Source organism: Nocardia thailandica NBRC 100428, assembly GCF_000308795.1.
In the GTDB taxonomy this organism is placed as follows: Bacteria; Actinomycetota; Actinomycetes; order Mycobacteriales; family Mycobacteriaceae; genus Nocardia; species Nocardia thailandica.
This window is the reverse complement of record NZ_BAGK01000202.1, coordinates 1-25,284: the sequence shown is the minus strand read 5'-3', so window position 1 is coordinate 25,284 and position 25,284 is coordinate 1. Positions and strand designations below refer to the sequence as shown.

Sequence of the window (25,284 nt, the reverse complement as noted above, 5' to 3'; positions counted from 1 at the left end):
CCGTCGCCGTGCGCGACGGCGTGGTGGCCTGGTGGCACGATCCCGGCAAGGTCATGAGCCTGGACCTCGCCGACGCCGCGGCGGTCCCGGCCGTGTCGCGCACCGTGGACTTCCCCGAGGGGGAGGACGGCGCGCGGGTGCCCGCCGGCGAGGTCCGGATCCTGGCGGCGACCCCGACGCACATCCTGTTGGCCCGGGTCGAGTCGCGCGGCCTGTGGTGGGAGAAGAGCCATCTGTACGTGATCGGCACGGTGAGCAGCATGCGCGCGCTGGGCCGGATCCCGGAGGTCGACGCCCAGGTCTCGGCCACGCCTGGCCCCGACGGCAATTCGTTCCTGCTGGTCGGCACCGCCGGCCGGACCGCCTCGTGCGGGACCGCGCACGCCGCCGTCCTCAACGCCGCCGACGGCGCGATCGAACCGCTGCCCGCGCTCCCCGGCCAGTGCTCCTCGGTCTCCTTCCCGCGCTGGGGCGCCGACGGCGTCCTGACCGTGGCCGCGCGCCAGTGGGCCGATTCCGCCACCGCCGCGGTGAACGCCGACCGTCTGCGCCGCGAGGGCGACAGCTGGGTGCCGGTCGCCGACCACCCCGTCGTCGACGTACTGCGCCAGGATCCGGCCGTGGTCGAGGTGATCGCCTCCGGCGAGGTCGGCCGGTCCGCGGACGTGCCGCACGGTGACCTGTTCATCGAGCGCGCGGGCAGCCGGGTGCAGCTGGCCACCGGCGTGATGTCGCTGTCGGCGCCGCCGAACAGCTGAGTCGCGCGGCGCCGCCGGGATCTGTCCGGTCGTCATGACATCGACGGTGACGCCACCCGGGACGTCGCACAAGGGCGCCGCCACCGCCTGTGGACAACTCCGAACCTGGGGACAGCCGCCTCCGCGTCGCCGGGTTCGCGGCTACCGTCGAGGTGTCGTGTTCAGGCGGTTCGGGGGTGTGCCGGTCGACGGCGCGGCCCCGCCCGGAACTCCGGAGGGGGAAACATGTGGGGAATCGTGCGCGCCGCGATCGGCGTGGCCGCGCTGGCCGCGCTGTCGGCGGTGTCGGTGCTGTCGGCGGTGTCCTGGACGACCACCGCGCCGGTCCATCCGCTCGACCATCGGCCGGTAGCGCAGCCGCCGTCCGCTCGGACACTGTCGGCCGTCGAGGAACTTGTCGAGGAACTTTCGGCGTCGGCGCGGTTCGCGCGCGACAGCACCGTTCCGCGTGAACCGGAACAGCGCGGCGTGATCCCTCCCGGCGGCGCGGCCGATCGAGCCGGGCTCGGGGTGCCCACGGGTGACCGGCCCGAACCCTCGAACGCCGACGCCACCGCGCCGGACTCCGCGGTCCGCGCGGACACCGGCGTGGGCGCACCCGCAGCTCCGCAGACACACCGGGACGCGCCACGGCCGGACGGTGCCGCCCCCGGCGAGCCGCCCGCGAACGCCTCGGCGGCCCTGGGCGATTCCCCGACGCGGCTACAGGTGGCGGGCGCGGACCGCGCCGTGGCCGCGCACCGGACGCCGCCCGCCTCCTCGCCGTCCCGCGCGCCCGCGCGGGTGCCGGCGGTCGCCTATCGCACGAGGTCGGAGTTCGTCGTGGTCCGCGAGGGGGCGGAAACCGTCCGCGTGCCAGGTGATTTCGCCGGTACCGAGCCCGTCGCCTTCACCCGCGACGGCGGCTTCGCCTTCACGGTGGCCGGAGGGACGGTCGTCGCGGTCGCCGTGGTCGGGGGCGCGGTCTCGAAGATCGGGTGTGCCTGCGCCTCGGCGGTGGCCCTGCGCGACGATCTCGTCGTGTGGTCCCAAGACGCGGTCGTGATGCGCGCCGCGCTGGCGACTCCGGGCGGCGCGGCCCGGCACCAGCCGCTGCGCTGGCCGGACCCGCCGACGCCGCCGGGGCCCGGCGCCGCCTTCGGCGCCACCGAGATCCTCGCGGCCGGTGCGCATTCGATGATGCTGGCCCGGCGGGAGACCGTGGACGGCGCCTGGAGCGGCACCCACCTGTACGCGGTCCCCGACGAGGGCGAGCCACGGGCGCTCGGCCGCGTCGACGGCCTCGACACCGATGTGGCCGCCGCCCTCGGGCCCGACGGCCACACCTTCGTCCTGACCGGCCGCCGGATCGACGCCGACGATTCCTGCCCGCAGGCCACCGCCGCCACCGTCGACGCCGGCTCCGGCCGCACCACCCCGCTGGCCGCCGCCCCCGGCCCCTGCGCGACCGCCCATCGCCCCCGCGCCGAGCCCGACGGGAGCGTCACCGCGATCCTCCAGCACTGGGCGCCCGGTACCCCGCCCGACACCGCCCGAGCCCGCGCGACCACCCGCACCTGGTCGCCTCTCGCCGACACGCCCGTGCTGGAATCCCAACGCCGATCCGACGGCGCGGTGGCCGAACTCGTCGCCACCACGTCGGCCGCGCCGGGCGAACTCCCCCTCGGCCGCCTGACCCTCTCGACCCCGAGCGGCCGCACCGTCCTGGCCGAGGGTGTCTCGGCGATCGCCGCCCGATGACGCTGATCAGAGCCGACACCGGCGGCCGGGCGTTCGCCCGACGGACATCGCGGCCCCGGCTGGCGTGGCCTGCGTCCTCGGCCGCCGGGCGGCCCTACAGTCGACGTGCGCGGGAGCAGGCCGCCCGGCCCGGCGGCGGACAGGGCAGGCGCGGGCGCGCACGGGCGCGGGCGGCTCGTTAACGCCCTCTGCCCACCGGTCCATATCCGGTCGTCCCGCCGCGGCGGGACTCCGGTCCCGGCGGCACCCGCCGCGGGGTCGTCGTGGGGACGAAAGGAAACAGGTCATGCGTCAGTGGATCAGGGGGACGACCGCGCTGGTGGCGGGGGCCGGGCTGCTGCTGTTCGCCGCCGGCTGCGGCGCGCCCGCGCCGGACGAGACGCCCGCGCAGACGGCGCCGCAGTCCCTCGGCGCGGTCCGGTACGCGCTGCGGACGACGGCGGGGATGGCGGCGGTGACCGCCGACGGCACGGTGGCCGGGCGGGACGGGCAGTACCGCTCCGTCGGGTTCAGCCGCGACAACTCCCTGATCTGGGCGGTGGACGACCAAGGCGGGGTCAGCGCGCTGGAGACCGGCAGCCTGCTGGTCGCGTCGGGCCGGTTCGACTGCGGCTGCACGGCGGTGTTCCCGCTGCACGACGCGGTCGTCGGCTGGTGGGCGGGTCCGGACCGCATCATGCAGGCGGACCTGCGCGACCCGAAGCCGACCGTGTTGCGGGCGGTCACACTGCCCGAGCCGCGCGATCCGGTCGAGGCGGGCAACACGCTGACGGGCACCACGTTGCTCGCCCTCACCGACCGGCTGGCCGTGCTGGCCCGGACCGAGAGCGCGCCGGGCGCGAGCTGGGGCTACAGCCACGTCTACACCGTCGACACCGCCACCGGCGCGGTCCGGCAGTTCGGCCGGGTCGGCACGATCAACACCCCGCTCTCGGCGGCGGTGGTCGCGCCCGACGGCTCGGCGGTGGCCGTGAAGGGATACGACCGCGACAACGCGGCCTGCGGCGTCGGCGCGATCTACCGCATCGATCTCGCCACCGGGCGCGTCGACGGGACCGCGCCGCCGCTGCCGTCCTGCAGTTCGGTCGCCGATCTGCGCTGGGATACCACGGGTCTGGCGGCGACGCGGCTGACCTGGCACCGGGACGACCCGTCGGCGCTCACCGGCTCCACCGTCTGGCGGTACGGCCCGGACGGCTGGACCCAGGTCGGCGACGACACGACCCTGCGGGCGGTCACCCTGGCCGACGGCACCGACCTCCGCGTGCGCCGCACCGGTGCCGCCTCGCCGTTCGGCACCCTGGCCGGGGAACTGAACGCGCCGACGAATCCCGTGCAGCGGAGCGTGATCGACGTCGCGCGCCCGTACTGAGTGTCAGAGCTTGCGCAGGCGCAGCCGGTTGATGGCGTGATCGGCGTCCTTGCGCAGCACCAGCGTGGCGCGCGGCCGCGTCGGCAGGATGTTCTCCACCAGATTGGGCCGGTTGGTGGAGTTCCAGATGTCGCGCGCGGCGGCGGTGGCCTGCTCGTCGCTGAAGGTCGCGTAGTGATGGAAGTGCGCGTCGGGATCGGCGAAGGCGGTCTTGCGCAGCGCGAGGAACCGCTTCACGTACCAGTTCTCGATGTCCTCGAGACGGGCGTCCACGTAGATGGAGAAGTCGAACAGGTCCGACACCATGAGCCGCGGGCCGGTCTGCAGGACGTTGAGCCCCTCGACGATGAGGATGTCGGGCTGGCGCACACAGTGCTTCTCGCCCGGCACGATGTCGTAGGAGATGTGCGAATACACCGGCGCGCACACCTCTTCGGCGCCGGACTTGACCTCGGTGACGAAACGCAGCAGCTTGCGGCGGTCGTAGCTCTCGGGAAAGCCCTTGCGATGCATGATGCCGCGGCGGGTCAGCTCGGCGGTGGGGTAGAGGAACCCGTCCGTGGTGACCAGGTCGACGCGCGGGTGGTGGTCCCAGCGGGCCAGCAGCGCCTGGAGCACGCGCGCGGTGGTCGACTTGCCCACCGCGACACTGCCCGCCACGCCGATGACGAACGGGACCTGCTTGTCGGGGTGCTTCTCCCCGAGGAAGGTCGCGGTCGCGGCGAAGAGCCGCTGGCGGGCGGCGACCTGCAGGTGGATGAGCCGGGCGAGCGGCAGGTAGACCTCGGCGACCTCTTCCAGGTCGATCTGCTCGCCGAGGCCGCGGAGCCCGTAGAGCTCCTCTTCGGTCAGGACCAGGGGGGTCGACTTGCGCAGCGTGCGCCACTGCTTCCGGTCGAACTCCACGTAGGGGCTCGGCTCGCTCATCCGTGCCACCTACCCGACGCTCCGCCTCGGCGAACACTGACTGCCGGGCAGCGGGCACCGGGCGAACTGGGAAAACTCTGACCGCATGGTGTGGATTCTGCGCCACTTCGATCGCGGTCGCGCAACAGGGGGTTCAGCTACCAGTCGGTAACGTCGCGTTCACCTGACCACTTCGGCGCACCGCGGCGGCGCCCGATCGCTAGGGTCGAGAGCATGGACGCGCATCCTCTGGTGACCGGGTACCTGCGGCTGGGACTGGCTTTCGACCGCCTGGAAGAGGGTTTCGTCGACGCCTATACCGGCGATCCCGCGCTGCGGCGCGAGGTGCAGAACGCGCCCGCGCCGGACCCCCGTGAATTGGCTCACACCGCCCGGCAATTGCGCAAGGAACTTCCCGATTCGGGCATCGAGCCCGGGCGTGCCGAATTCCTCGACGTGCACCTGCGCGCGATGGAGTGCTCGGCCCGGAAGTTCGCCGGCGAGGAGATCGGTTTCGTCGACGAGGTCCGCGCCTACTTCGACGTCGACATCGCTCCCGGGGACACCGACGACTACCTCGACGCGCACCGGCAGATGAGCGAGGTCCTCGGCGGGGACGGGCCGCTGGCCGAACGGGCGGCGGCCTACCGGCGCTCGGACGTGATCCCGCCCGAGCGCCTGACGGTGTGTGTGGAGGCGTTCTCCGGCGCGCTGCGTGAACTGGTCCGCGAGCGGTACCCGCTGCCCGATCACGAGCACGTCACCTACGAGGTGGTCGGCGACAAGCCGTGGTCCGGGTTCAACTACTACCTGGGCAACTTCCACTCCACGGTCGCGATCAACTCCGACCTGGAGCAGCACATGGCGCACCTGCCCGCGCTCATCGCGCACGAGTCCTACCCCGGGCATCACACCGAGCACTGCCGCAAGGAGGCCGGGCTGGTGGCGGCGGGCCAGGCCGAGCAGACGCTGTTCCTGGTCAACACCCCGCAGTGCCTCATGGCCGAGGGGCTGGCCGACCTGGCGCTGCGCTCCATCGTCGGCCCGGGCTGGGGTCGCTGGGCGCAGGAGATCTACGCCGATCTGGGCCTGCGCTTCGACGGCGAACGCGCGGAACGGTTCTCGGCGGCCTCGGCGAAGCTGCTGAGCGTGCGTCAGGATGCCGCGCTGTTGCTGCACGACCAGCACCGCGATCACGACGAGGTCGCCGCCTTCCTGCAGCGGTGGAGCCTGGCCACGCCCGAGCGGGCGCGGCAGTCGCTGCGCTTCCTGTCCTCGCCGCTGTGGCGCGCCTACATCAGCACCTACGTCGAGGGGTACCGCCTGCTGGGCGGCTGGCTCGACGCGGCGCCCGATGCCGACGAACGCGCGGCGCGGTTCGGCCGGTTGCTGGACGAGCCGCTGACCCCGGGCGCCATTCGGGCGATGTGACCCGCGAGTAGGCTGAAATCCTCGTCAATTGTGTTGTGCCGCTAACGATTACGTTTGTATGCCCGAATTGCTCTCGGGTAGCGTGACCGGCGGCGGGCTCCCGATGGGGGAGCGGAGGACCGGTCCGGAGTTCCCGTGCCGCGCGGACCGAGCACAACCGGCGCCGGGGTGACACCGGCGCCGACGAGGGGATCGAAGAATGAAGCTGTCGATGCGACGCGCCTGCGTCGCGGTCATCGGAGCCGCCGCGGTGGCGCTGCTCGCGCCCGTCCCGGGGACGGCACTCGCCGAGGGTTTGCCGCTCGTGCCGTTCCAGGCCGAGCAGGTCGCTCCCGAGCAGCAGGTGCTGCGCGACATCAAGGACTACACCTGCCGGTGGCAGGGCAGGCACGTCGTGTGCCGCCCGCGGGGCGGCAGCAGCTAGCGCTGGGACGCCGACGGGGGCGGGGGAGACGGGAGCCGGTTCGGTCGCCGCGGCGCGGTGGCCGGGCCGGCTCCGGCGCTTCCGGCGGCCTATTGGATGACGGCGCAGCCGCCCCCGGAGAACAGCGAACACAGCAGCGCGCCGAGCTGGAGGAGTAGCGCCTCGACGGGATTCGACGGTGCGACGGCGGGTGTCACGGGCAGGGTGTGCATGACGGGACTCCTGGTCGGTCGGGCTGGGCGGCGATCACGGTGGCACGGCTGTGTGATCGGTCACTTCCGCCGCGCCGTTACCTCGGCCGGGGTATCGGCCCCGCGAACCCGCTGCACGGGGGCTGTTTCCGGCCCCATAGACTGAGTGCCGTGACGCAGACGACCGCTTCGGTGAATACCCAGTCTCTCGGTGAGCTCGATCCCGAGTTGGCCGCCGCGATGGCGGGCGAGCTCGCCCGTGAACGCGACACCCTCGAGATGATCGCCTCGGAGAACTTCGTGCCGCGGGCGGTCCTGCAGGCCCAGGGCTCGGTGCTGACCAACAAGTACGCCGAGGGCTACCCCGGCCGCCGCTACTACGGCGGGTGCGAGGCGGTCGACGTGGTGGAGACCCTGGCCCGCGACCGGGCCAAGGAGCTCTTCGGCGCCGAGTTCGCCAACGTCCAGCCGCACTCGGGCGCGCAGGCCAACGCCGCGGTTCTGATGGCGCTGATGAACCCGGGCGAGACCCTGCTCGGTCTCGATCTGGCCCACGGAGGTCACCTGACCCACGGCATGCGCTTGAACTTCTCCGGCAAGCTGTACGACGTCCATTCCTACGGGGTCAGCAAGGAAGACCACCGCATCGACATGGACGAGGTGCGCGACATCGCCAAGGCGTCCAAGCCGAAGGTGATCGTCGCCGGCTGGTCGGCCTACCCGCGTCACCAGGACTTCGCGACCTTCCGCGAGATCGCCGACGAGGTCGGCGCCTACCTGTGGGTCGACATGGCCCACTTCGCCGGCCTGGTCGCGGCCGGCCTGCACCCCTCGCCGGTGCCCTACGCCGACGTCGTCTCCTCGACCGTGCACAAGACCCTGGGCGGCCCGCGTTCCGGTCTGATCCTGGCCAAGCAGGAGTTCGCCAAGAAGATCAACTCCGCGGTGTTCCCCGGTCAGCAGGGCGGCCCGCTCATGCACGTGATCGCCGCCAAGGCCGCCGCGTTCAAGATCGCCGCGACCGAGGAGTTCAAGGACCGCCAGCAGCGCACCCTGTCGGGCGCGCGGATCCTGGCCGAGCGCCTGACCGGCGCCGATGTCAAGGACAAGGGCGTCTCGGTGCTGACCGGCGGTACCGACGTGCACCTGGTCCTGGTCGACCTGCGCAACTCCGAGCTCGACGGCCAGCAGGCCGAGGATCTGCTGCACGAGGTCGGCATCACCGTCAACCGCAACGCCGTGCCGTTCGACCCGCGCCCCCCGATGGTCACCTCCGGCCTGCGCATCGGCACCGCCGCGCTGGCCACCCGTGGTTTCGGCGACGCCGAGTTCACCGAGGTCGCCGAGATCATCGCCGCGGCGCTGGCCGGAACCTCCGACGTGGAGACCCTGCGCGGCCGGGTGTCCAAGCTGGCCCAGAGCGTCCCGCTCTACCAGGGCCTCGAGGACTGGCGCCTGCTCGGCTGAGCGACAGCCGTCGCGCGCGGGCCCCGTCGGAGCGATCCGGCGGGGCCCGCGCCGTGTCCGGGGGTCAGCGCAGCGTGGCCAGCAGGGCGGGCAGGGCGGTGCCGATCGGTTCGCGGACGACCTGGTCGGCGACGCGGTCGTAGGGCGTCGGTTCGGCGTTGACGATGATCACCCGGGCGCCGCTGTCCGCGGCGATCCCGGTGAGCGAGGCGGCGGGCTGCACCTGCAGGCTGGTGCCGACGGCGATGAACACCGTGCACGCGCGGGCGACGGCGATCGCGCCCGCCAGCACGTCGGCGTCCAGGTTCTGTCCGAACATGACCGTCGCGGTCTTCAGGATGCCGCCGCAGCGCAGGCACGCCGGGTCGGGTTCCCCGGCCGCGACCCGTGCGAGCGCGGCCTCGGTGTCGGTGCGGTCGCCGCAGCCGGTGCACACCACCGACCGCGCGGTGCCGTGCAGTTCGAACACCGTGCGGTCGGGCAGCCCGGCCGCCTGGTGCAGGCCGTCGACGTTCTGCGTGATCACGCGCACCGCGACGCCCGCGTCGGCGAGTTCCCGGATCGCGACGTGCGCGGCGTTGGGCTGCGCCCGCGCGACCGGGTGCTCGGCCCGCATCAGCCACGACCGGCGGCGGATGTCGGGATCGGCCATGTAGTAGTCGTAGGTGACGAGCTTCTCCGCCTCGGGGTCGCGTTGCCACAGGCCGCGGGGTCCGCGATAGTCGGGGATTCCCGAATCGGTGGAGATGCCCGCGCCGGACAGCACGGCGACGAGCGGACGCGGCTGGTCGGTCATGCGACCAGCGTAGGGCCGGAAACTCCGGCGGCGCCTCGGGATCGCCGCGGCCCCCCGGATCCGGGCGGGCCCGCCGCGCCGCCGCGGCGGGGTCAGCCGACCAGCGGCCGCAGGGCGCGCCCGGCAAGTTCGACCGTCCCCGGCTCGTGGCCGTTGGCGACCATGTTGACGATCACGCCGTCGATGCCCTGATCGAGCACGCGCGTGCGGATCTGCTCGGCGACGTCGTCGGGGGTGCCCGAGAACTGCCGGTCGACGACGGTGGCCGCGCGTTCGGCGTCGGTGAGCTTGTTCAGGTCGATGCCGAGCGGCGCGACCAGGTCGGCGTGCATCTTGCGGGCGCGGTCGCCGTCCTCGTCGACGATCACGAAGGCGAGGAAGCTGGTGTCCAGGGTGGCCGGATCGCGGTCCGCCTCGGCGCAGCGCTGGTGCAAGGCGTCGAGTTTGCGGGGGAGTTCGGAGGCGTTGCAGATGATGTTGAGGTGGTCGCCGAACCGGGCGGCCAGCGCGAAGGTCTTCTTCTCGCCCCCGCCACCGAGCAGGATCGGCAGGTCGTCGCGCAGCCGGGGTTCGTTGGTGGCGTTCTCGGTGCGGTACCAGGCGCCCTCGAAGGTGGGCCGCCGCCCGCGCAGCATGGGCTGGATGATCTGCAGGGCCTCGTCCAGCCGGGCGAACCGCTCGGTGAACGTGCCGAACTCGAAGCCGTACTGCTGGTGCTCGAGCTCGAACCAGCCCGCGCCGATCCCGAGGACCGCGCGCCCGCCGCTGACCACGTCCAGGGTCGTGACCGTCTTGGCCAGCAGCGCCGGGTTGCGGTAGGTGTTGCCGGTGACCAGCGCGGAGAGCTGGATCCGCTCGGTCGCGGTGGCCAGGCCCGCGAGCGCGGTGTAGGCCTCGAGCATCGGTTCGTCGGGCGCGCCGAGCAGGGGCAGCTGATAGAAGTGGTCCATCACGAAGACCGCGTCGAATCCCGCGGTTTCGGCCTCCCTGGCCTGCGCGATCACCGTCGGGAACAGGTCGCGTACCGAGGCGGTGTTGCTGAAGAACGGCATCTGGTAACCGAGGCGAATGCTCATGGGGCCGAAGGTACTCCGTCCCGGTGTACCCGGCCGGGCTCAGCGCCGGGCGTCGATGAGCACGCCGAGGCCGTCGAGGATCCGGTCGATCCCGAAGTCGAGCGCGCCGCCGCTCCCGGCCGCGTCCTCGGCGAAGGCGGCCAGGACCTGGGGATAGCGGTCGCCCGCGGCGGCCAGTGACGCGCCGACCTGCGCGGCGAAGTCCTCGCCCATGCGCGCCTGATCCTGGCCGACGAGTTGCTGGGCGAGGCTGCGCACGTGCCCGTTGAGCAGCACGATCGCGTCCAGGCGTTCGCCGCCGCGCAGGGGGGTGCCGTCGAGCGCGGCGAGCGCGGCTTCGGTCCAGGACAGTTCGTTGGGGCCGATCGGGCGGACCCCGAGGGTCAGCTCGATGGCCCAGGGGTGGGCGCGGTAGCGCTCGTGGATGGCGTGCGCCCAGCGGCGCAGGCGCTCGCGCCAGTCGCCGGTGGCCGTGTCGGCGGGCGGGGCGCCGACGGCGGCGTCGACCATGAGCGCGGTCAGTTGCTCGCGGCCGGGCACGTAGCGGTACAGCGACATCTTGGTGAACCCGAGCCGTTCGGCGAGCCGCTGCATGGACAGCCCGCTCAGGCCCTCGGTGTCGGCGATCTCGATGGCCGTGCCCACGATGCCGTCGAGGGTGAGCGCGGGTTTGGGGCCGCGCTTGGGCCGGGCGGCGGTGCCCCAGAGCAAGTCGACGGTGGTGGGTGCCGGCATCGCGACGCTCCTTCGGGATCGGGGTTGACCAGAAACTGTGTCTACCATACTCTGATCCGCATCCGCCGGATACAGTTTCCAGCGGACGCAGATAAGGGAGAATTCGATGCGCAACCAGACCGTCCTCATCTCCGGCGCGAGCATCGCCGGCCCCGCCCTCGCCCACTGGCTGGGTCGCTACGGGTTCACCGTCACCGTCGTCGAGCGGGCACCGGCGCTGCGCCCCGGCGGCCAGGCGGTCGACTTCAAGGGCCGCACGCACTTCACGGTGCTCGAGCGCATGGGCGTCCTCGACGACCTCCGCGCCCGCGCCACCGGCACGACCGACACCGTCTTCGTCGACGAGCGCGGCCGTCGGCGGGCGGTCATGTCGGGCGACTTCACCGGCGGCGACCTGGAGATCCTGCGGGGCGACCTGGCCGAGGTCCTCTACGACCACACCGACTGCGAGTACCTCTTCGGCGACACGATCACCGCGCTCACCGACACCGCCGACGGCGTGCGCGTCGAATTCGCCGAGGCCGCCCCGCGCACCTTCGACCTGGTGATCGGCGCCGACGGCATCCACTCCCGCGTCCGGGCGCTCGCCTTCGGGCCGGAGGAGCGGTTCGTGGAGTACCTCGGCTATCACTACTGTGTCGCCGGCGCGAGCCCCTGGTCCGACCGCGGCCGCCCCCGCGAGCGGGCCACCGGCCTCGGCTGCAACACCCCCGGCCGGCTGGCCATGACCGGCGGGCCCAAGGCCCAGCAGTTCTACATCTTCGCCTCGCCCCGGCTCGACTACGCCCGCGACGACACCGCCGCCCAGCGCCGGATCGTGGCCGAGCGCTACGCCGACATGGGCTGGGAGGTCCCGCGCATGCTCGCCGAGCTCGAGCGGGTGGACGACTTCTACCTCGACACCATCAGCAGCGTCCGCATGCCCGACGGCTTCACCCGCGGCCGCGTCGCGCTGCTGGGCGACGCCGCCTACGGCAGTACGCTGGCCGGGTTCGGCACCGGCATGGCCGTGGTCGGCGCCTACGTGCTGGCGGGCGAACTCGCGCGGGCCGCGGGCGATCACACCGTCGCGTTCGCCGAGTACGACCGGATCATGGCCCGCTACGCCAAGGTCCACGGCTCCAGCAACGCGGGCCGCTTCCTCGCGCCGAAGACCGCGCCGGGCATCCGCGCCCGCAACTGGTTCCTCCGCTCCCGGCTGTTCGGCCTCATGGTGAAATACACCGACGACGCCGCCAACGACATCGACCTGCTCGACTACCCCGCCCTGGTCGGCGCGTGAGCGGCCACGGAGCGGCCGGATGACCTACGTTGGCGACCATGGCCCTCGTAGACGAGCTCGAACGGTTCCTCGACGAATACCAGGCGGGGCTGGCCGACTTCGACGCCGAACGTTCCGCCGCCCTGTGGGGCACACCCGGCATGCTGCTCGGCGACGAGTTCGCCGGTGCCCTCGACACGCGCGAACTCATGGCCGAGGGCCTGCGGCAGTCCTATCCGCTCTACCGCAGGCTCGGCCTCGGCGGTGTCGGGCACACGCTGCTCGAGCACGCCGCCCTGACCGAGCGGATCGTCCGCCTGCGGGTGCGCTGGCACTTCCGTGACGCCGCGGGCGCGCCGCTCACCGACAGCGACTACGAGTACCTGCTGCGCCGCGACACCGGGGGCTGGCGCGTCTACGTCGCCGTGGACATCGACGCCTCCCGCGCGCTGGCGCAACTGGCGGCCGCTCAGGGCATCGACCTCCGCGATCTGGCCGAGGACGCCGACGGCGCCTAGGCTGTGCAGGCATGACCGATACGCCGGAACTCCCGGAAGATCCCGTCACCGTCGTCCACGAGTTCTTCTCGGCGCTGGGCATGGACGCGGTGGACGAGGCGCTGGAACTGCTGCATCCCGACATCGTCTGGAAGAACACCTCGCTGCCGGACGTGCGCGGCAAGAAGCGGGTCGGGCAGGTGCTGGCCGGGCTGGCGCGGCCCAGCTTCGGGTTCGCCGTCGACATGCACCACATCGCCGCCACCGGCGACGTCGTGCTCACCGACCGGACCGACTATCTGCGCTTCGGGAAGGTCACCGCGGGGTTCTGGGTCACCGGCACCCTGGAGTTGCGCGACGGCCGGATCGTGTTGTGGCACGACCACTTCAGCAAGGGCAACGTCGCTCGCGGCGTGGTGACCGGGGTCGTGCGGGCGGTCACCGGCCGCGGCTGAGCTCAGGCGTGCTTGCCGAGGTAGTCCAGGTAGGTGGGCCGCAGGACCTCGGCGAGTTCGCCGTCACCGGCGTGAAAGTAGTCGTCGAGCATGGGGACGACGTACTTGATGTCGGCCTCGCTCTCGCCGACCCGTCCCACCTCGGCCTCGGCCGCCGGGATCGCCTTGAGCAGGTTCCAGAGGAATTTCACGTCGCCGCGCCGGACGGCGGTGCGCACCGCGCGATCGTGCAGTTCCTTCGTCGACAGCTTGTCCAGGTCCTCGTCCGCCATATCTCGACTGTAGTCGGCGTGGATCACCCGGCGCGGCCGCTCGCGTGTGGTGTCGTGATGCGATGAGCCATCCACCGGCACCCGACATCCGGATCAAGCGCGTCTACGACGAGCCCGAACCGTCCGACGGCACCCGCGTGCTCGTCGACCGGCTCTGGCCGCGCGGGGTGAGCAAGGAACGCGCGCGCATCGACGAATGGGCGAAGGACGTGACCCCCTCCACCGAACTGCGGCACTGGTTCCACGCCGATCCCGGCCCGCGCCGGGCGGAGTTCGCCGACCGTTTCCGGGCCGAGCTGAGCGCCCCCGCCGCGCGCGCCGAACTGGATCGGCTGCGTGCCCTCGCCGCCGGGGGACCGCTCACGCTCGTCACCTCGGTGAAGGATCCGGAGCGCAGTCACGTGCCGGTCATCGTGTCCGAACTGCGCGAACACGGTTCCTGATCACCGGCCGTGTGACGGCGCGTAACGGCGAATTCACGCAACACGTCACGCCTACCGCCAGCGCGCGCGGCGATTCGGCGGTAGCGTCGATGATGCGGGCCGCGGCGGTGTGGCTCGTACGGGAGGTCCTGACCGTGACTGACGAGTTCAGTGCGAGAGGGCCGGCGCCCGGCCCTCGTGGCGGTTGACCTCCGGGTCGGCCACCTCAGGACGGACCGGTCCAGCGAGATCGTTCGCACGGGTGCCGTGCGAACACACAAGGAGCCCACCGTGACTGCTGCACGCTCCGTTTCCGCTCCCTCGGCAGCCTCGGCGTCGTCCGCGCCGCACGGCAAGACCTTCGTCGTCGACACCTCCGTCCTGCTCTCCGATCCCTGGGCCGTGTCCCGGTTCGGCGAGCACCGGGTGGTGTTACCTCTGGTGGTGATCAGCGAGCTCGAAGCCAAGCGCCACCACCACGAACTGGGATGGTTCGCCAGGGAAGCCCTGCGCATGCTCGACGACCTGCGCTTGCAGCACGGCAGGCTCGACCAGCCGCTGCCCATCGGAACCGATGGCGGCACACTGCAGGTCGAGCTCAATCACACCGACCCGTCGGTGCTGCCCGCCGGATTCCGTACCGAGACCAACGATTCACGCATCCTGGCCTGCGCGCTCAACCTGGCCGCCGAGGGTGCCCGGGTCGTGCTGGTCTCCAAGGACATTCCGCTGCGGGTCAAGGCCAGCGCGGTCGGTCTGCAGGCCGACGAGTACCACGCACAGGACGTGGTCACCTCCGGCTGGACCGGGATGTGCGAACTCGACGTCTCCGGCGGGCAGATCGACCAGCTCTACGCGGAGTCGGTCATCGACGTGGAGGAGGCCCGGGAACTGCCCTGCCACACCGGCATCCGGTTGCTGGGCAGCAGCTCGAGCGCGCTGGGCCGGGTGACGCCGGACAAGCGGGTGCAGCTGGTCCGCGAGCGCGAGGCGTTCGGCCTGCACGGCCGCTCCGCCGAGCAGCGCATCGCGCTGGACCTGCTGCTCGACGAGAGCGTCGGGATCGTCTCGCTCGGTGGCCGCGCGGGCACCGGCAAGTCGGCGCTGGCGCTGACCGCCGGGCTGGAGGCGGTTCTCGAGCGGCGCACCCAGCGCAAGGTGGTCGTGTTCCGGCCGCTGTACGCGGTCGGCGGCCAGGAACTGGGTTACCTGCCCGGTTCCGAGAGCGAGAAGATGGGCCCGTGGGCGCAGGCCGTCTTCGACACCCTCGACGGGCTGGCCAGCCGGGAGGTCATGGAGGAGGTCCTCGGCCGCGACATGCTCGAGGTCCTGCCGCTGACCCACATCCGCGGCCGCTCGCTGCACGACTCGTTCGTGATCGTCGACGAGGCCCAGTCGCTGGAGCGCAACGTGCTGCTCACGGTGCTGAGCCGGCTGGGTTCGGGGTCGCGGGTGGTGCTCACCCACGACGTCGCCCAGCGCGACAACCTGCGGGTCGGCCGCCACGACGGCATCGCCGCGGTGATCGAGAAGCTCAAGGGCCATCCGCTGTTCGCGCACATCACACTCACCCGCAGTGAGCGTTCGCCGATCGCGGCCCTGGTGACCGAGATGCTCGAGGAGTACGGGCCGAACGCCTGACGCTCCCGCGACCCGGCCGGGCAACTCCGGCCGGGTTGCGATTCAACCTGGTGGGAAGTGGGTACTATCCGCCGCGACAGTACTGTGGCAACGGTCCGGCGAACGGGTTTCGCGCCGAGCCGTTGTCGCAGGTCCCTTGTGGGGGGATCGCGAGAGGATGGCTATGAACCAGATCGCTCGACGCACCGCAGCCGGCACCGCCGCCGTCGCCCTGTCCGCGGGGCTGTTGCTGGCCTGCAGCAACGACGACGACAACGACGCCGACGCCACCACCACCGGCAACGCCATGATGACCACGACGGCGGAGCACGGCACCCATACCGAGACCTCCGGCGCCACCGCGACGGTCGGCCCCTCCGGGTCGGTCACCGTCACGGTCAGCGCGACCGCCGCGGGCGGTTCGACCACCATCGCCACGCCGAACGGCGACGTCACCGTCTCGGGCGAGGTCTACAAGAAGTACGTCCAGGTCGGTGGCCCGAACAGCCCGCTCGGCGCGCCGGAGGAGGCCCAGGAGGCGGGACCGAACGGCGGCCAGTACCAGGACTTCGACGGCGGCACCATCTACTGGAGCCCCGAGACCGGCGCCCACATCGTCTGGGGCGACATCCGTGAGGCCTGGGAGGACAACGGCGGCGCCAACGGCACGCTGGGCTACCCGACCAGCGACGAGACCGACACCGCCAACGGTGGCAAGCAGAGCACCTTCTCCGGCGGCACCATCACCTGGGTGGGCGGCCAGACCACGGTGACCCCCAAATAAATCTGTGAGCCGTCCCGGTGCGGGGGCCGGTTTGCCCGTAGGTCCCCGCACCCGGACCGCAGCGTCTAAGTTGTCTGCGTGCAGAAAAACTTGACCGACCGCGAGCTGCTCGAGGCACTGGCCGACGTCGTGGACCGCAACCTCGCGCGCCACATCGACACCGTCGCCGACTGGCAGCCGCACGACTATGTGCCCTGGTCGGACGGCCGCAACTTCGAGTTCCTCGGCGGCACCGACTGGACGCCGGACCAGTCCGAGCTCGGCGAGACCGCGAAGCTGGCGCTGACCGTCAGCGTGCTGGTCGCCGACAATTTGCCCTCCTACCATCGGGAGCTCGGCAAGGCGCTGCGCACCGGCCCGTGGTGGCGCTGGGTCGGCCGCTGGACCGCCGAGGAGAACCGGCACGAGATCCTGATCCGCAACTACCTGATGGTGGCGCGCGCGGTGGATCCGGTCGAGCTCGAGCGGGCCCGCATGGCGCACATGACCCTCGGCTACCGGCGCGAGCCGCTGCACCTGATCGACGTGCTGGCCAACGCCGCGTTCGAGGAGGCCGCCGCGGCCGTGCGCCACCGCAACACCGCCGCGCTGAACGAGAACCCGATCGTCACCGGCATCGCCGAGCGCATCGCCGCCGACGACGAACTGCAGGCCGAGTTCTTCGCCGACCTCGTCGCCGCCGCCCTCGACCTGTCGCCCGACCAGGCCGTCCGGGCCATCGCCGACCGGATCGCCGGGTTCCGGGTCCCCGTCGTCGAACTGCCCGACGGCCGCACCAGCGACGCCCTGCTCGCCGAGGCGGGCATCTACGACCCGGCCCGCGAGGGGGAACTCGTCTTCGCGCCGCTGCTGGAGCGCTGGAACATCTTCACCCGCACCGACTTCGGCGACGAGGGCAAGGCCGTGGTGGAGGCGCTGCGCACCGACGCCCGCGTCTTCGCCTCGGCGTAGCGGCCGGAACGCGGACGGGCCCCGTCACCACGCGGTGACGGGGCCCGTCGCGGTTCAGGACCGCTCGGTGACGCCCGTCATCCGCAGGACGTCGAGGCGCTCGTCGAGTTCGGCCTCGGTGAGCTTGCCGGGCACGAGGCCGCGGTCCAGCACGGTCTGGCGGATCGTCTTCTTCTCCCGCAGCGCCTGCTTGGCGACGGCCGCGGCCTCCTCGTAGCCGATCGCGGAGTTGAGCGGGGTGACGATCGAGGGGGAGGACTCGGCGAGCGTACGCAGGTGGTCCTCGTTCGCGACCAGCCCGTGCACGCACTTGTCGGCGAAGAGCCGGGACACGTTGGCCAGCAACCGGATCGACTCGAGCAGGTTGCGGGCCATCACCGGGATGTAGACGTTGAGCTCGAACGCGCCCGACGCACCGGCGAAGCCGATGGCCGCGTCGTTGCCGACGACCTGCACCGCCACCTGCGTGACCGCCTCGGGCAGGACCGGATTGACCTTGCCCGGCATGATGGAACTGCCCGGCTGCAGGTCCGGCAGCTGGAGTTCGGCCAGCCCGGTCAGCGGGCCCGATCCCATCCAGCGGATGTCGTTGGCGATCTTGGTCAGGCTGACCGCGATGGTGCGCAGCGCGCCCGACGCCTCGACGAGTCCGTCGCGTGCCGCCTGCGCCTCGAAGTGGTCGCGCGCCTCGCGCAGCGCGTCGATCCCGGTGGCGCGCACCAGTTCCGCGACCACCTTCGCACCGAACCCGGCGGGGGCGTTGAGCCCGGTGCCGACCGCGGTGCCGCCGATCGGCAGCTCGCCGAGCCGGGGGAGCGTGGCCATGACCCGCTCGATGCCCGCCTCGACCTGGCGGGTGTAGCCGCCGAACTCCTGGCCGAGCGTCACCGGCACCGCGTCCATCAGGTGGGTGCGGCCGGACTTGACCACCGAGTGCCAGGCACGCGACTTGTCCTGCAACGCCAGCCGCAGGTGGTCCAGGGCCGGGACGAGGTCCTCGATGACCGCCTCGGTCGCCGCGAGATGGGTGGCGGTGGGGAAGGTGTCGTTGGACGACTGCGACATGTTGACGTCGTCGTTGGGGTGGACGGTGACCCCCGCGCGCGCCGCGATCGAGGCGATGACCTCGTTGGCATTCATGTTGGAGCTGGTGCCCGACCCGGTCTGGAAGACGTCGATCGGGAACTGGTCGTCGTGGCGGCCCTCGGCGATCTCGGTGGCGGCGGCGATGATCGCGTCCGCCTTCACCGGATCGAGCAGGCCCAGGTCCTTGTTGACGCGGGCGCAGGCCGCCTTCAGCAGGCCGAGCGCGCGGATCTGCGCGCGCTCCAGCCCGCGCCCGCTGATGGGGAAGTTGTCCACCGCGCGCTGGGTCTGCGCCCGCCAGAGGGCGTCGACCGGAACGCGGACCTCGCCCATGGTGTCGTGTTCGATGCGGTACTGCGGTTCGTCGGCCATAACCCGACCATAGGACCGCGCGAGGGGTTGTGGGGATGCCACGCCCTGAGGTGATGCGCACAGGCGGAACGGGGCGCCGGGGGGAATACACCGGGCCACCGACGCCGCCGGTCGTCGCGTCCGGCGGGGTCCCGTGATCGGGGCGTCGACCTGTCCGGGTGTGTCGTGGCCGGACGGGGCCCGGGAGTGTGCCGTCGGTGCGCGGCCGAGTGCCCGGAGATGCGCCGTGGCGGCGGACCGGGCGTGGGGAAGTGTCTCGGGCGCGCTCAGGAGGCGCCGAGTACCGCGTGCACTTTCGCCCGCACCGTGTCGGCCTGGGCCCTGCCCGCGCGGGCGGCGGCGGGGGCGCGGGTGGGGTCGAGGGCGTTGGGGCCGAACGCTTTCCGGGCCGCGGCGTCCGGGGTGATCAGGACGGCCTCGGTGTCGGGGCCGAGTGCGCGCAGCTGCGTCGTCGCGAGTCCCGACCGGCGCACCGCCCTGGTCGTGGGGGCGAGCACGATCACCCGCTCGTAGCCCGCGGCGAGGTCGATGTTGGTGCCGGACCGGACGCCGCCGTCGACGTACCGGCGACCCGCGACCGTCGCCGCGGGCCAGACGAACGGCACCGCGCAACTGGCGTTGACGGCCTCGGTCAGCGTCGCAGGACCCGACCGGTCGAACACCGCGAGCTCCCCGGTCTCCGCGTCGACGGCCGTGATCCGCAGATCCCGTTCCGGCCACGCGGTCTCCGGCAGCCGGGCGCCGATCACGCGCAGCCGCTCGGCGGGGTCGACGGTGCGCGTCTTGGCCGACTCCCGCGCGACCCGCCGCGCCGCGGTGACGTCGTCGGGCGCGGTGAGCCCGAGGGCGACGAACCGCAGCAGCGCCCCGAGGCCCATCCGGGCGGGGATCTCGGAATCCCGTGGGCGCAGCTCCTTCTCGTACAGCTCGCCGGTGGGCACCCCGCTGCGCAACTGCGCCCCCACCACCGACCCCGCCGAGGTCCCGATGATCACGTCCGCGTCCCGCAGCACGGTCCCGGACTCCTCGAGCCCCGCCACGATCCCGATCTCCCAGGCGATCCCCGTGATCCCGCCCCCGCCGAGCACCAGCGCGGTCCCCATACCGCCACCACCTTCCGTCACCCGAGGCCGAGATTCCGAACCTACCCGCCGGACAGCGCGCCCGCCGTAGGAACGCGGACCACGCCTCTCGGGGCCCGGCGTCCCGGTGTCCGACCGGCTGCGGCGGTGGTCGCTCGGCCCGGTGTCCGACCGGCTCCGGCAGTCGCCGTCCGTCCCGGTTCTGCGGCAACCACGCGACCCGTCTCCCGACAGCGCGCTCGCTGTCGACTGCCTGCGCGCCGCGGGCCGGCCGCGGCCCAGCGCACCCGGCCCGAGCATCGATCGCCCCGCCCCGCCCTGCCCCATCGGCCCCCGCACCCGACCCAACCCCAACGGGCCGACCCCGAGGAGGCCCCGCCGCGCAGCGGCGGTCGCGGCCGCCCCGACGAAAAAGACCCCCGATCCCATGCGGCGCAGCCGCGAAGATCGGGGTCTTTTTCGTCGGGGCCCCAAGGGCCGCGACTCGAGCGCGCCAGCGCTCCAGAATTACGGCAGCGGCGGAGTGGCGAATTCGTCGCCGTCGAAGTCCACCGAGGAGTATTCGCGCAGCTTGGTGAGGCGGTGGTAGGCGTCGATCATGCGCACGGTGCCCGACTTGGAGCGCATCACGATGGACTGGGTCTCCGCGCCGCCGCCGAAGTAGCGGACGCCGCGCAGCAGGTCGCCGTCGGTGACGCCGGTGGCGCAGAAGAAGACGTTGTCGCCGGAGACGAGGTCCTCGGTGGTGAGGACGCGCTCGAGGTCGTGGCCGGCGTCGATGGCCTTCTGGCGCTCTTCGTCGTCCTTGGGGGCGAGCATGCCCTGCAGCGCGCCGCCCATGCAGCGCATGGCGGCGGCGGCGATGATGCCCTCGGGGGTGCCGCCGATGCCGACGAGGATGTCGGTGCCGGAGTTGGGGCGGGCGGCGGCGATGGCGGCGGCGACGTCGCCGTCGGAGATGAGGCGGATGCGGGCGCCCGCCTCGCGCACCTCGCGGATGATGTCGGCGTGGCGGGGGCGGTCGAGGATGCAGACGGTGAGGTCGGACTTGGCCGAGCGCTTGGCCTTGGCGACGCGGCGGATGTTCTCGCCGATGGGGGCGGAGATGTCGATGACGTCGGCGGCGTCGGGGCCGACGGCGATCTTCTGCATGTAGAACACCGCGGAGGGGTCGAACATGGCGCCGCGCTCGGCGACGGCGAGCACGGAGATGGCGCCGGGGGAGCCCTTGGACATCAGTGTGGTTCCGTCGATGGGGTCGACGGCGAAGTCGACCTCGGGGCCGGTGCCGTCGCCCACGGCTTCGCCGTTGTACAGCATCGGCGCTTCGTCCTTCTCGCCTTCGCCGATGACGACGATGCCGCTCATGGACACCGAGCTGACCAGCTGGCGCATGGCGTCGACGGCGGCGCCGTCGCCGCCTTCCTTGTCGCCGCGGCCGACCCAACGGCCCGCGGCCATCGCACCGGCCTCGGTGACACGGACCAGCTCGAGCGCCAGGTTGCGGTCGGGTGCCTCGCGGCGGCTGGGGGCGGGCGATGATGCCGTCATTGCGAAGTGCCTCCTTGGGCGTTGGTGTACGGCGTCAATTGTCGCATTCGGATCGGTACGGCCGTACACCCCTGCGCCGAAGACCCTCCGGTTCGTGTCGGGACCCGCCGGTGGATACTGGAGGTCGTGTCTGCCGCCAAGCCCCGCATCCTCAACGACTACCGCGACCTGTTCTGGTCGCTGATTCCGTTGGTGCTGATCGCGGTGGTGTTCGCGGGCCTGGCCAGCCAGTGCAGCTTCTCGACGTCCGGACCCAGCCAGGGGCAGATCCCGCATTTCGACGTGGACGCCGCGCTGAAGCTGGACGCGAAGTCGATGCCGTTCCCCGTGCGCAAGCCCGAGGTCCCCGCGGGCTGGACCCCGAATTCCGGCAGTCGCGAGAACATCTCCCTGCCCGGCGGCGGCCCGGTGACGACCGTGGGCTACATCACGCCGCAGGGGACCTACATGCGCGTGTCGCAGTCCGGGGCGACCGAGGAGGCGCTGTCGCGGCACGTGCTCGGCTCCCGCTACGCGACCGGGACCACCGAGGTGGCCGGGCAGAAGTGGGTCGTCTACAGCGAGCCGACCGAGGAGACCGGCTGGATCGCCGATCTGAACGGGGTGCGGGTGCTGATCACCGGCGCGGGCGACGACGCGGCCTTCCGCGCGCTGGCGCAGGGGACGACGACCGCGGCGCCGCTGACGCGCTGACCGCTCAGTCGGTCGCGTCGGAGTGCGCGATGGCGTCCTCGACGCGCTGGCGGGCGCCCGCCAGATGCTGCTCGCAGCGGGTGGCCAGCGCCTCTCCGCGTTCCCAGAGGGCGAGGGAGTCGTCGAGGTCGAGGCCGCCCTGTTCGAGCATCTTGACCACGTTCACCAGTTCGTCGCGCGCCCGTTCGTAGCCGAAGGTGGCGATCTCGGCGAGGGTGTCGGGGGTGCCGGCGTCAGCCATGTGCGTGCTGGTCCTTCGGTTCGGGGGCGGGGGTCGTGCGCTGGGTGCCGAGCGCGGCGGCGGTGATCGCGCCGTCGGCGACCCGGATGCGCAGCTGGCTGCCCGCGGGGGCGTCGTCGACGGAGCGCACCACGTGTCGTTCGGGTCCGGCCACGCGCTGCACGACAGCGTAGCCACGGGCCAGGGTCGCGGCGGGACCCACGGCGGTGAGTTTCTCGCGCAGGTGCGTGACGGTGGTCTGTTCGGCGCGCAGGGCGTGCTCGACGGTGCGGCGGGCAGCGAGGCGCAGCCGTTCCACCTCGTCGGCGCGGTGCGCGAGTTCGCGCAGCGGGTCGGCAAGGACCGGCCGCGACCGCAGCTGGGCCAGCGCGTTGGTCTCCCGGGCGACCCAGCCGCGCAGGGCGGCGGCCGACCGCGCGCGCAGTTCGCGCACACCGGCCAGTTCGGCCACGGCGTCGGGGACGACGCGTTTGGCGGCGTCGGTCGGGGTGGCGGCGCGGACGTCGGCGACCAGGTCGCTCAGGGGCGCGTCGGGCTCGTGGCCGATGGCGCTGACCACCGGGGTGCGCGCGGCCGCGATCGCCCGGCACAGCGCCTCGTCGGAGAAGGGCAGCAGGTCCTCGGTGCTGCCGCCGCCGCGGGCCAGCACGACGACCTCGACGGCGGGGTCGGCGTCGAGCTCGGCCAGGGCGGCGATGATCTGCGGCACCGCGGTCGGTCCCTGCACCGCGACGTTGCGGACCGCGAACCGCACCGCGGGCCACCGGTCGCGCGCGACGGTGAGCACGTCGTGTTCGGCGGCGCTGGCGCGCCCGGTGATCAGCCCGACGGTGCCGGGCAGGAACGGCAGCGGCCGCTTGAGCCGTTCGTCGAAGAGGCCCTCGGCGGCCAGCAGCGCCTTGAGCCGCTCGATGCGGGCGAGGAGTTCGCCGATGCCGACCGGCCGGATCTCGGTGATGCGCAGCGAGATCGAGCCGCGCCCGGTGAAGAACTGGAGCTTGCCGTACACGACGACGCGGCTGCCCTCGGTGAGGGGAACGGGGCTGCGCCGCAACAGGTCCGGATCGCAGGTGACGGTCAGCGACATGTCGGCGGAGGTGTCGCGCAGGACCAGGAAGGCGGTGCGGGTGCCGGGGCGCAGGTTGATCTGGGTGATCTGGCCCTCGACCCAGACGCTGCCGAGCCGATCGATCCACTGCGCCACCTTCACCGCGATGGATCGCACCGGCCACGGCTGTTCGGCCGAGCTGCCCGGTGCGGCGGCGGTGGCCTCGCTCGCCCCGTCGGAAGTCATGGGGTCAGCGTAGGCGGTGGTGCCGACACCGCCGAACGGGCGAGGGCCGGCCGGCGTCGCGCCGGCCGGCCCTCGCCGGAAGTCGGGACGGACTACTTGGACTGCACGGTCGCGATGCGGTTGGTCAGCATCGTCACGAACGGCGCGCGGTCGCGGGTCTGCTGCTCGAACGCCAGCAGCTGACCGAGTTCCTCGACGGTCAGCATGCGCAGCCGGGCGCGCAGCTGCGCCAGGGTCATCGACGGGTAGTCGTAGCGGATGGCCACCTCGGGGGCGACGACCTCGGCGGGCTCCTCGGCCGCGGGCTCGGCCTCGGGCTCGGCTCCGGCCTCGGGCTGGTCGAGCACCAGCACCGGCGCGGGCACCGATTTGCCGTTGGTCTGCGGCAGCGGCACGTCCTCGGTGTAGAGGTCGAACTTGCTGGCGTGTCCGTTGGTGGCCGCGCGCGGGCGGGGCTCCAGGTCCTCGTCGAAGGTGGCCCACGCGGGCTGCTCCTCCGGCGGGTTGAAGCGGGCGAACACGCTGTCGCCCTTGAGCGCGAGGCTGGTCACGAACTGCTGCAGATGCATGGTCGTCTGCAGCACCCGGCTCAGCGCGGTGACGGGGAAGTTGACCGCCGCAGTGGGCAGCCGCTTCGTCTCTTCCAAGGCGTATACGGCGGCGCCGGCGGCTACCCGCGCCACGAAGGGAGGTCGGAACATAGCCCTAGACTGCCCCACGACCCGTGTGATGCAAAGACCAGCGCGCCCCGGGTGTGATATTCGCCCCTTGTATCCGGCCGGATCGGGCTGCTATGGCGGCACGTAAGCTGGTGACCATGACCTCGGCCATTCCCTTGAATGTCGGCATCAGCGGTACGGCGGGCCCGGCGGCGGCCGGCGGCAAGCGCGTGCTGCTAGCCGAGCCCCGCGGCTACTGCGCGGGCGTCGACCGCGCGGTGGAGACCGTCGAGAAGGCCCTGGAGAAGCACGGCGCGCCCGTCTACGTCCGCAAGGAGATCGTGCACAACCGGCACGTCGTGGAGACGCTGCGCGAGCGCGGCGTGATCTTCGTCGACGAGACCGACGAGGTGCCCGAGGGCGCGCTGGTCGTGTTCTCCGCGCACGGCGTCGCCCCGACCGTCCACGAGACCGCCGCCGCCCGCAACCTGCGCACCATCGACGCCACCTGCCCCCTGGTCACGAAGGTGCACCAGGAGGCCAAGCGCTTCGCCCGCGACGACTACGACATCCTGCTCATCGGCCACGAGGGCCACGAGGAGGTGGAGGGCACCGCGGGCGAGGCGCCCGAACACGTCCAGCTGGTCGACGGCCCCGGCGCGGTCGACCAGGTCACCGTGCGCGACCCGGCCAAGGTGATCTGGCTGTCGCAGACCACGCTGAGCGTGGACGAGACGATGGAGACCGTGCAGCGGCTGCGCGAGCGCTTCCCGACGTTGCAGGATCCGCCGAGCGACGACATCTGCTACGCCACCTCCAACCGGCAGACCGCCGTCAAGGCCATGGCCCCGGAGTGCGACCTGGTGATCGTGGTCGGTTCGCGCAATTCGTCGAACTCGGTGCGCCTCGTCGAGGTCGCGCTCGGCGCCGGCGCCAAGGCCGCGCACCTGGTCGACTTCGCCCGCGAGGTGGACCCGGCCTGGCTGACCGGCGTGACCACCGTCGGCGTCACCTCCGGCGCCTCGGTCCCGGAGATCCTGGTGCAGGGCGTCCTCGAGCTGCTGGCCGAGCACGGCTTCGGCGAGGTCGTCCCGGTGACCACCGCCAACGAGACCCTCGTCTTCGCGCTGCCGCGGGAACTGCGGCCC

General features: G+C 72.3%; 27 protein-coding genes. 15 read left to right on the top strand and 12 right to left on the bottom strand.

The genetic code is table 11. The features are described from left to right. The 3 genes from ON36_RS22525 to ON36_RS22515 form a co-directional block, all read left to right on the top strand. A partial coding sequence (locus tag ON36_RS22525; protein WP_157224981.1) for a hypothetical protein occupies positions 1–758 on the top strand: 758 nt, incomplete at its 5' end. A gap of 225 nt (positions 759–983) precedes the next feature. Next, positions 984–2,498 carry a hypothetical protein gene (locus ON36_RS35735; protein WP_043657170.1) on the top strand — a complete coding sequence of 505 codons (1,515 nt, stop codon included), beginning with the start codon at positions 984–986 and terminating at the stop codon, positions 2,496–2,498. 286 nt (positions 2,499–2,784) lie between these two features. Next, a complete protein-coding gene (locus ON36_RS22515) occupies positions 2,785–3,870 on the top strand; it encodes a hypothetical protein (RefSeq protein WP_043657167.1) in 1,086 nt (361 codons plus the stop codon). A gap of 3 nt (positions 3,871–3,873) precedes the next feature. On the opposite strand, the gene coaA is transcribed toward ON36_RS22515, so the two are convergent. Then, positions 3,874–4,806 carry a type I pantothenate kinase gene (gene coaA, locus ON36_RS22510; protein WP_043657164.1) on the bottom strand — a complete coding sequence of 311 codons (933 nt, stop codon included), beginning with the start codon at positions 4,804–4,806 and terminating at the stop codon, positions 3,874–3,876. A gap of 204 nt (positions 4,807–5,010) precedes the next feature. Here coaA and ON36_RS22505 point away from each other — a divergent pair, with 204 nt between their 5' ends. Next, the gene (locus ON36_RS22505; RefSeq protein WP_043657161.1) at positions 5,011–6,207 is read left to right on the top strand and encodes a hypothetical protein; all 1,197 of its coding nucleotides are present in this window, start codon (positions 5,011–5,013) and stop codon (positions 6,205–6,207) included. Positions 6,208–6,406: 199 nt separating this feature from the next. Continuing rightward, complete coding sequence (locus ON36_RS22500; RefSeq protein WP_043657158.1) at positions 6,407–6,631, top strand: hypothetical protein; 225 nt, start codon at positions 6,407–6,409, stop codon at positions 6,629–6,631. An 89-nt stretch (positions 6,632–6,720) separates the two neighbouring features. On the opposite strand, the gene ON36_RS36685 is transcribed toward ON36_RS22500, so the two are convergent. Then, a complete protein-coding gene (locus ON36_RS36685) occupies positions 6,721–6,843 on the bottom strand; it encodes a hypothetical protein (protein ID WP_281004892.1) in 123 nt (40 codons plus the stop codon). Between the two features lie 150 nt (positions 6,844–6,993). Here ON36_RS36685 and glyA point away from each other — a divergent pair, with 150 nt between their 5' ends. Further along, positions 6,994–8,289 (top strand): serine hydroxymethyltransferase, encoded by a 1,296-nt coding sequence (gene glyA, locus ON36_RS22495; protein WP_043657155.1) that lies wholly within the window; start codon positions 6,994–6,996, stop codon positions 8,287–8,289. A gap of 64 nt (positions 8,290–8,353) precedes the next feature. Here the strand turns inward: glyA and ON36_RS22490 are convergent, their stop codons facing one another. From ON36_RS22490 to ON36_RS22480, 3 genes are all read right to left on the bottom strand, one after another. Beyond that, entirely contained in the window at positions 8,354–9,085 is a 732-nt protein-coding gene (locus tag ON36_RS22490; protein WP_043657152.1) for an SIR2 family NAD-dependent protein deacylase, read from the bottom strand. Between the two features lie 92 nt (positions 9,086–9,177). Next, positions 9,178–10,161: an LLM class F420-dependent oxidoreductase gene (locus ON36_RS22485; protein WP_043657149.1), complete on the bottom strand. Its 984-nt coding sequence runs from the start codon at positions 10,159–10,161 to the stop codon at positions 9,178–9,180. A 39-nt stretch (positions 10,162–10,200) separates the two neighbouring features. Next, positions 10,201–10,896: a TetR/AcrR family transcriptional regulator gene (locus tag ON36_RS22480; protein ID WP_043657147.1), complete on the bottom strand. Its 696-nt coding sequence runs from the start codon at positions 10,894–10,896 to the stop codon at positions 10,201–10,203. 106 nt (positions 10,897–11,002) lie between these two features. Between ON36_RS22480 and ON36_RS22475 the strand changes: the two genes are divergently transcribed. From ON36_RS22475 to ON36_RS22465, 3 genes are read left to right on the top strand one after another with little or no spacing between them, the layout of a single operon-like run. Next, positions 11,003–12,178 (top strand): FAD-dependent monooxygenase, encoded by a 1,176-nt coding sequence (locus ON36_RS22475; RefSeq protein ID WP_043657143.1) that lies wholly within the window; start codon positions 11,003–11,005, stop codon positions 12,176–12,178. A gap of 38 nt (positions 12,179–12,216) precedes the next feature. Continuing rightward, positions 12,217–12,675, top strand: coding sequence for a DUF6841 family protein (locus ON36_RS22470; RefSeq protein WP_043657140.1), 459 nt, complete (start codon positions 12,217–12,219; stop codon positions 12,673–12,675). A gap of 11 nt (positions 12,676–12,686) precedes the next feature. After that, entirely contained in the window at positions 12,687–13,109 is a 423-nt protein-coding gene (locus ON36_RS22465; protein ID WP_043657138.1) for a limonene-1,2-epoxide hydrolase family protein, read from the top strand. A gap of 2 nt (positions 13,110–13,111) precedes the next feature. Here ON36_RS22465 and ON36_RS22460 read toward each other — a convergent pair whose 3' ends face one another. Next, entirely contained in the window at positions 13,112–13,381 is a 270-nt protein-coding gene (locus tag ON36_RS22460) for a hypothetical protein (RefSeq protein WP_043657136.1), read from the bottom strand. Between the two features lie 62 nt (positions 13,382–13,443). On the opposite strand from ON36_RS22460, the gene ON36_RS22455 reads away from it, so the two are divergent. The 4 genes from ON36_RS22455 (at position 13,444) to ON36_RS22440 (ending at position 17,158) form a co-directional block, all read left to right on the top strand. Beyond that, complete coding sequence (locus ON36_RS22455) at positions 13,444–13,824, top strand: DUF488 domain-containing protein (protein ID WP_043657134.1); 381 nt, start codon at positions 13,444–13,446, stop codon at positions 13,822–13,824. Between the two features lie 270 nt (positions 13,825–14,094). Next, positions 14,095–15,444: an RNA 5'-3' helicase PhoH2 gene (gene phoH2 / locus ON36_RS22450; protein ID WP_083885316.1), complete on the top strand. Its 1,350-nt coding sequence runs from the start codon at positions 14,095–14,097 to the stop codon at positions 15,442–15,444. A gap of 163 nt (positions 15,445–15,607) precedes the next feature. Next, positions 15,608–16,207 (top strand): LGFP repeat-containing protein, encoded by a 600-nt coding sequence (locus tag ON36_RS22445; RefSeq protein ID WP_043657132.1) that lies wholly within the window; start codon positions 15,608–15,610, stop codon positions 16,205–16,207. A gap of 78 nt (positions 16,208–16,285) precedes the next feature. Continuing rightward, entirely contained in the window at positions 16,286–17,158 is an 873-nt protein-coding gene (locus ON36_RS22440) for an acyl-ACP desaturase (RefSeq protein WP_043657129.1), read from the top strand. A gap of 54 nt (positions 17,159–17,212) precedes the next feature. Here the strand turns inward: ON36_RS22440 and ON36_RS22435 are convergent, their stop codons facing one another. The 3 genes from ON36_RS22435 to glpX all read right to left on the bottom strand — a co-directional run bounded on the left by ON36_RS22435 (position 17,213) and on the right by glpX (position 21,249). Beyond that, on the bottom strand, positions 17,213–18,616 hold the full coding sequence (locus ON36_RS22435; protein ID WP_043657127.1) for a class II fumarate hydratase: 1,404 nt from the start codon (positions 18,614–18,616) through the stop codon (positions 17,213–17,215). A 266-nt stretch (positions 18,617–18,882) separates the two neighbouring features. Continuing rightward, the gene (locus tag ON36_RS22430; protein ID WP_043657124.1) at positions 18,883–19,719 is read right to left on the bottom strand and encodes a patatin-like phospholipase family protein; all 837 of its coding nucleotides are present in this window, start codon (positions 19,717–19,719) and stop codon (positions 18,883–18,885) included. A gap of 486 nt (positions 19,720–20,205) precedes the next feature. After that, positions 20,206–21,249 (bottom strand): class II fructose-bisphosphatase, encoded by a 1,044-nt coding sequence (gene glpX / locus ON36_RS22425; RefSeq protein WP_043657122.1) that lies wholly within the window; start codon positions 21,247–21,249, stop codon positions 20,206–20,208. Positions 21,250–21,375: 126 nt separating this feature from the next. Between glpX and ON36_RS22420 the strand changes: the two genes are divergently transcribed. Then, positions 21,376–21,942, top strand: a complete 567-nt coding sequence (locus ON36_RS22420; RefSeq protein WP_043657120.1) for a DUF4245 domain-containing protein — start codon at positions 21,376–21,378, stop codon at positions 21,940–21,942. Positions 21,943–21,946: 4 nt separating this feature from the next. On the opposite strand, the gene ON36_RS22415 is transcribed toward ON36_RS22420, so the two are convergent. From ON36_RS22415 to ON36_RS22405, 3 genes are all read right to left on the bottom strand, one after another. Next, entirely contained in the window at positions 21,947–22,183 is a 237-nt protein-coding gene (locus tag ON36_RS22415; RefSeq protein ID WP_043657118.1) for an exodeoxyribonuclease VII small subunit, read from the bottom strand. Next, positions 22,176–23,477, bottom strand: coding sequence for an exodeoxyribonuclease VII large subunit (gene xseA, locus ON36_RS22410; RefSeq protein WP_043657116.1), 1,302 nt, complete (start codon positions 23,475–23,477; stop codon positions 22,176–22,178). The genes ON36_RS22415 and xseA overlap by 8 nt, the downstream gene beginning before the upstream one ends. A 92-nt stretch (positions 23,478–23,569) precedes the next feature. Further along, entirely contained in the window at positions 23,570–24,178 is a 609-nt protein-coding gene (locus ON36_RS22405; protein WP_043657114.1) for a lipid droplet-associated protein, read from the bottom strand. Positions 24,179–24,294: 116 nt separating this feature from the next. Here ON36_RS22405 and ON36_RS22400 point away from each other — a divergent pair. Then, on the top strand, positions 24,295–25,284 hold a 990-nt coding region (locus ON36_RS22400), incomplete at its 3' end, for a 4-hydroxy-3-methylbut-2-enyl diphosphate reductase (RefSeq protein WP_043657174.1).

What these genes read in the sequence shown, in the direction of transcription:
- ON36_RS22490 (WP_043657152.1), bottom strand. Translation starts at nt 9,085, where the DNA reads ATGACCGACCAGCCGCGTCCGCTCGTCGCCGTGCTGTCCGGCGCGGGC.
- ON36_RS22455 (WP_043657134.1), top strand. Translation starts at nt 13,444, where the DNA reads ATGAGCCATCCACCGGCACCCGACATCCGGATCAAGCGCGTCTACGAC.
- ON36_RS22485 (WP_043657149.1), bottom strand. Translation starts at nt 10,161, where the DNA reads ATGAGCATTCGCCTCGGTTACCAGATGCCGTTCTTCAGCAACACCGCC.
- ON36_RS22465 (WP_043657138.1), top strand. Translation starts at nt 12,687, where the DNA reads ATGACCGATACGCCGGAACTCCCGGAAGATCCCGTCACCGTCGTCCAC.
- xseA (WP_043657116.1), bottom strand. Translation starts at nt 23,477, where the DNA reads ATGACTTCCGACGGGGCGAGCGAGGCCACCGCCGCCGCACCGGGCAGC.
- ON36_RS36685 (WP_281004892.1), bottom strand. Translation starts at nt 6,843, where the DNA reads ATGCACACCCTGCCCGTGACACCCGCCGTCGCACCGTCGAATCCCGTC.
- ON36_RS22405 (WP_043657114.1), bottom strand. Translation starts at nt 24,178, where the DNA reads ATGTTCCGACCTCCCTTCGTGGCGCGGGTAGCCGCCGGCGCCGCCGTA.
- ON36_RS22435 (WP_043657127.1), bottom strand. Translation starts at nt 18,616, where the DNA reads ATGGCCGACGAACCGCAGTACCGCATCGAACACGACACCATGGGCGAG.
- glpX (WP_043657122.1), bottom strand. Translation starts at nt 21,249, where the DNA reads ATGACGGCATCATCGCCCGCCCCCAGCCGCCGCGAGGCACCCGACCGC.
- ON36_RS22470 (WP_043657140.1), top strand. Translation starts at nt 12,217, where the DNA reads ATGGCCCTCGTAGACGAGCTCGAACGGTTCCTCGACGAATACCAGGCG.
- ON36_RS22505 (WP_043657161.1), top strand. Translation starts at nt 5,011, where the DNA reads ATGGACGCGCATCCTCTGGTGACCGGGTACCTGCGGCTGGGACTGGCT.
- ON36_RS35735 (WP_043657170.1), top strand. Translation starts at nt 984, where the DNA reads ATGTGGGGAATCGTGCGCGCCGCGATCGGCGTGGCCGCGCTGGCCGCG.
- ON36_RS22480 (WP_043657147.1), bottom strand. Translation starts at nt 10,896, where the DNA reads ATGCCGGCACCCACCACCGTCGACTTGCTCTGGGGCACCGCCGCCCGG.
- ON36_RS22430 (WP_043657124.1), bottom strand. Translation starts at nt 19,719, where the DNA reads ATGGGGACCGCGCTGGTGCTCGGCGGGGGCGGGATCACGGGGATCGCC.
- ON36_RS22500 (WP_043657158.1), top strand. Translation starts at nt 6,407, where the DNA reads ATGAAGCTGTCGATGCGACGCGCCTGCGTCGCGGTCATCGGAGCCGCC.
- ON36_RS22475 (WP_043657143.1), top strand. Translation starts at nt 11,003, where the DNA reads ATGCGCAACCAGACCGTCCTCATCTCCGGCGCGAGCATCGCCGGCCCC.
- ON36_RS22415 (WP_043657118.1), bottom strand. Translation starts at nt 22,183, where the DNA reads ATGGCTGACGCCGGCACCCCCGACACCCTCGCCGAGATCGCCACCTTC.
- ON36_RS22515 (WP_043657167.1), top strand. Translation starts at nt 2,785, where the DNA reads ATGCGTCAGTGGATCAGGGGGACGACCGCGCTGGTGGCGGGGGCCGGG.
- ON36_RS22460 (WP_043657136.1), bottom strand. Translation starts at nt 13,381, where the DNA reads ATGGCGGACGAGGACCTGGACAAGCTGTCGACGAAGGAACTGCACGAT.
- ON36_RS22445 (WP_043657132.1), top strand. Translation starts at nt 15,608, where the DNA reads ATGAACCAGATCGCTCGACGCACCGCAGCCGGCACCGCCGCCGTCGCC.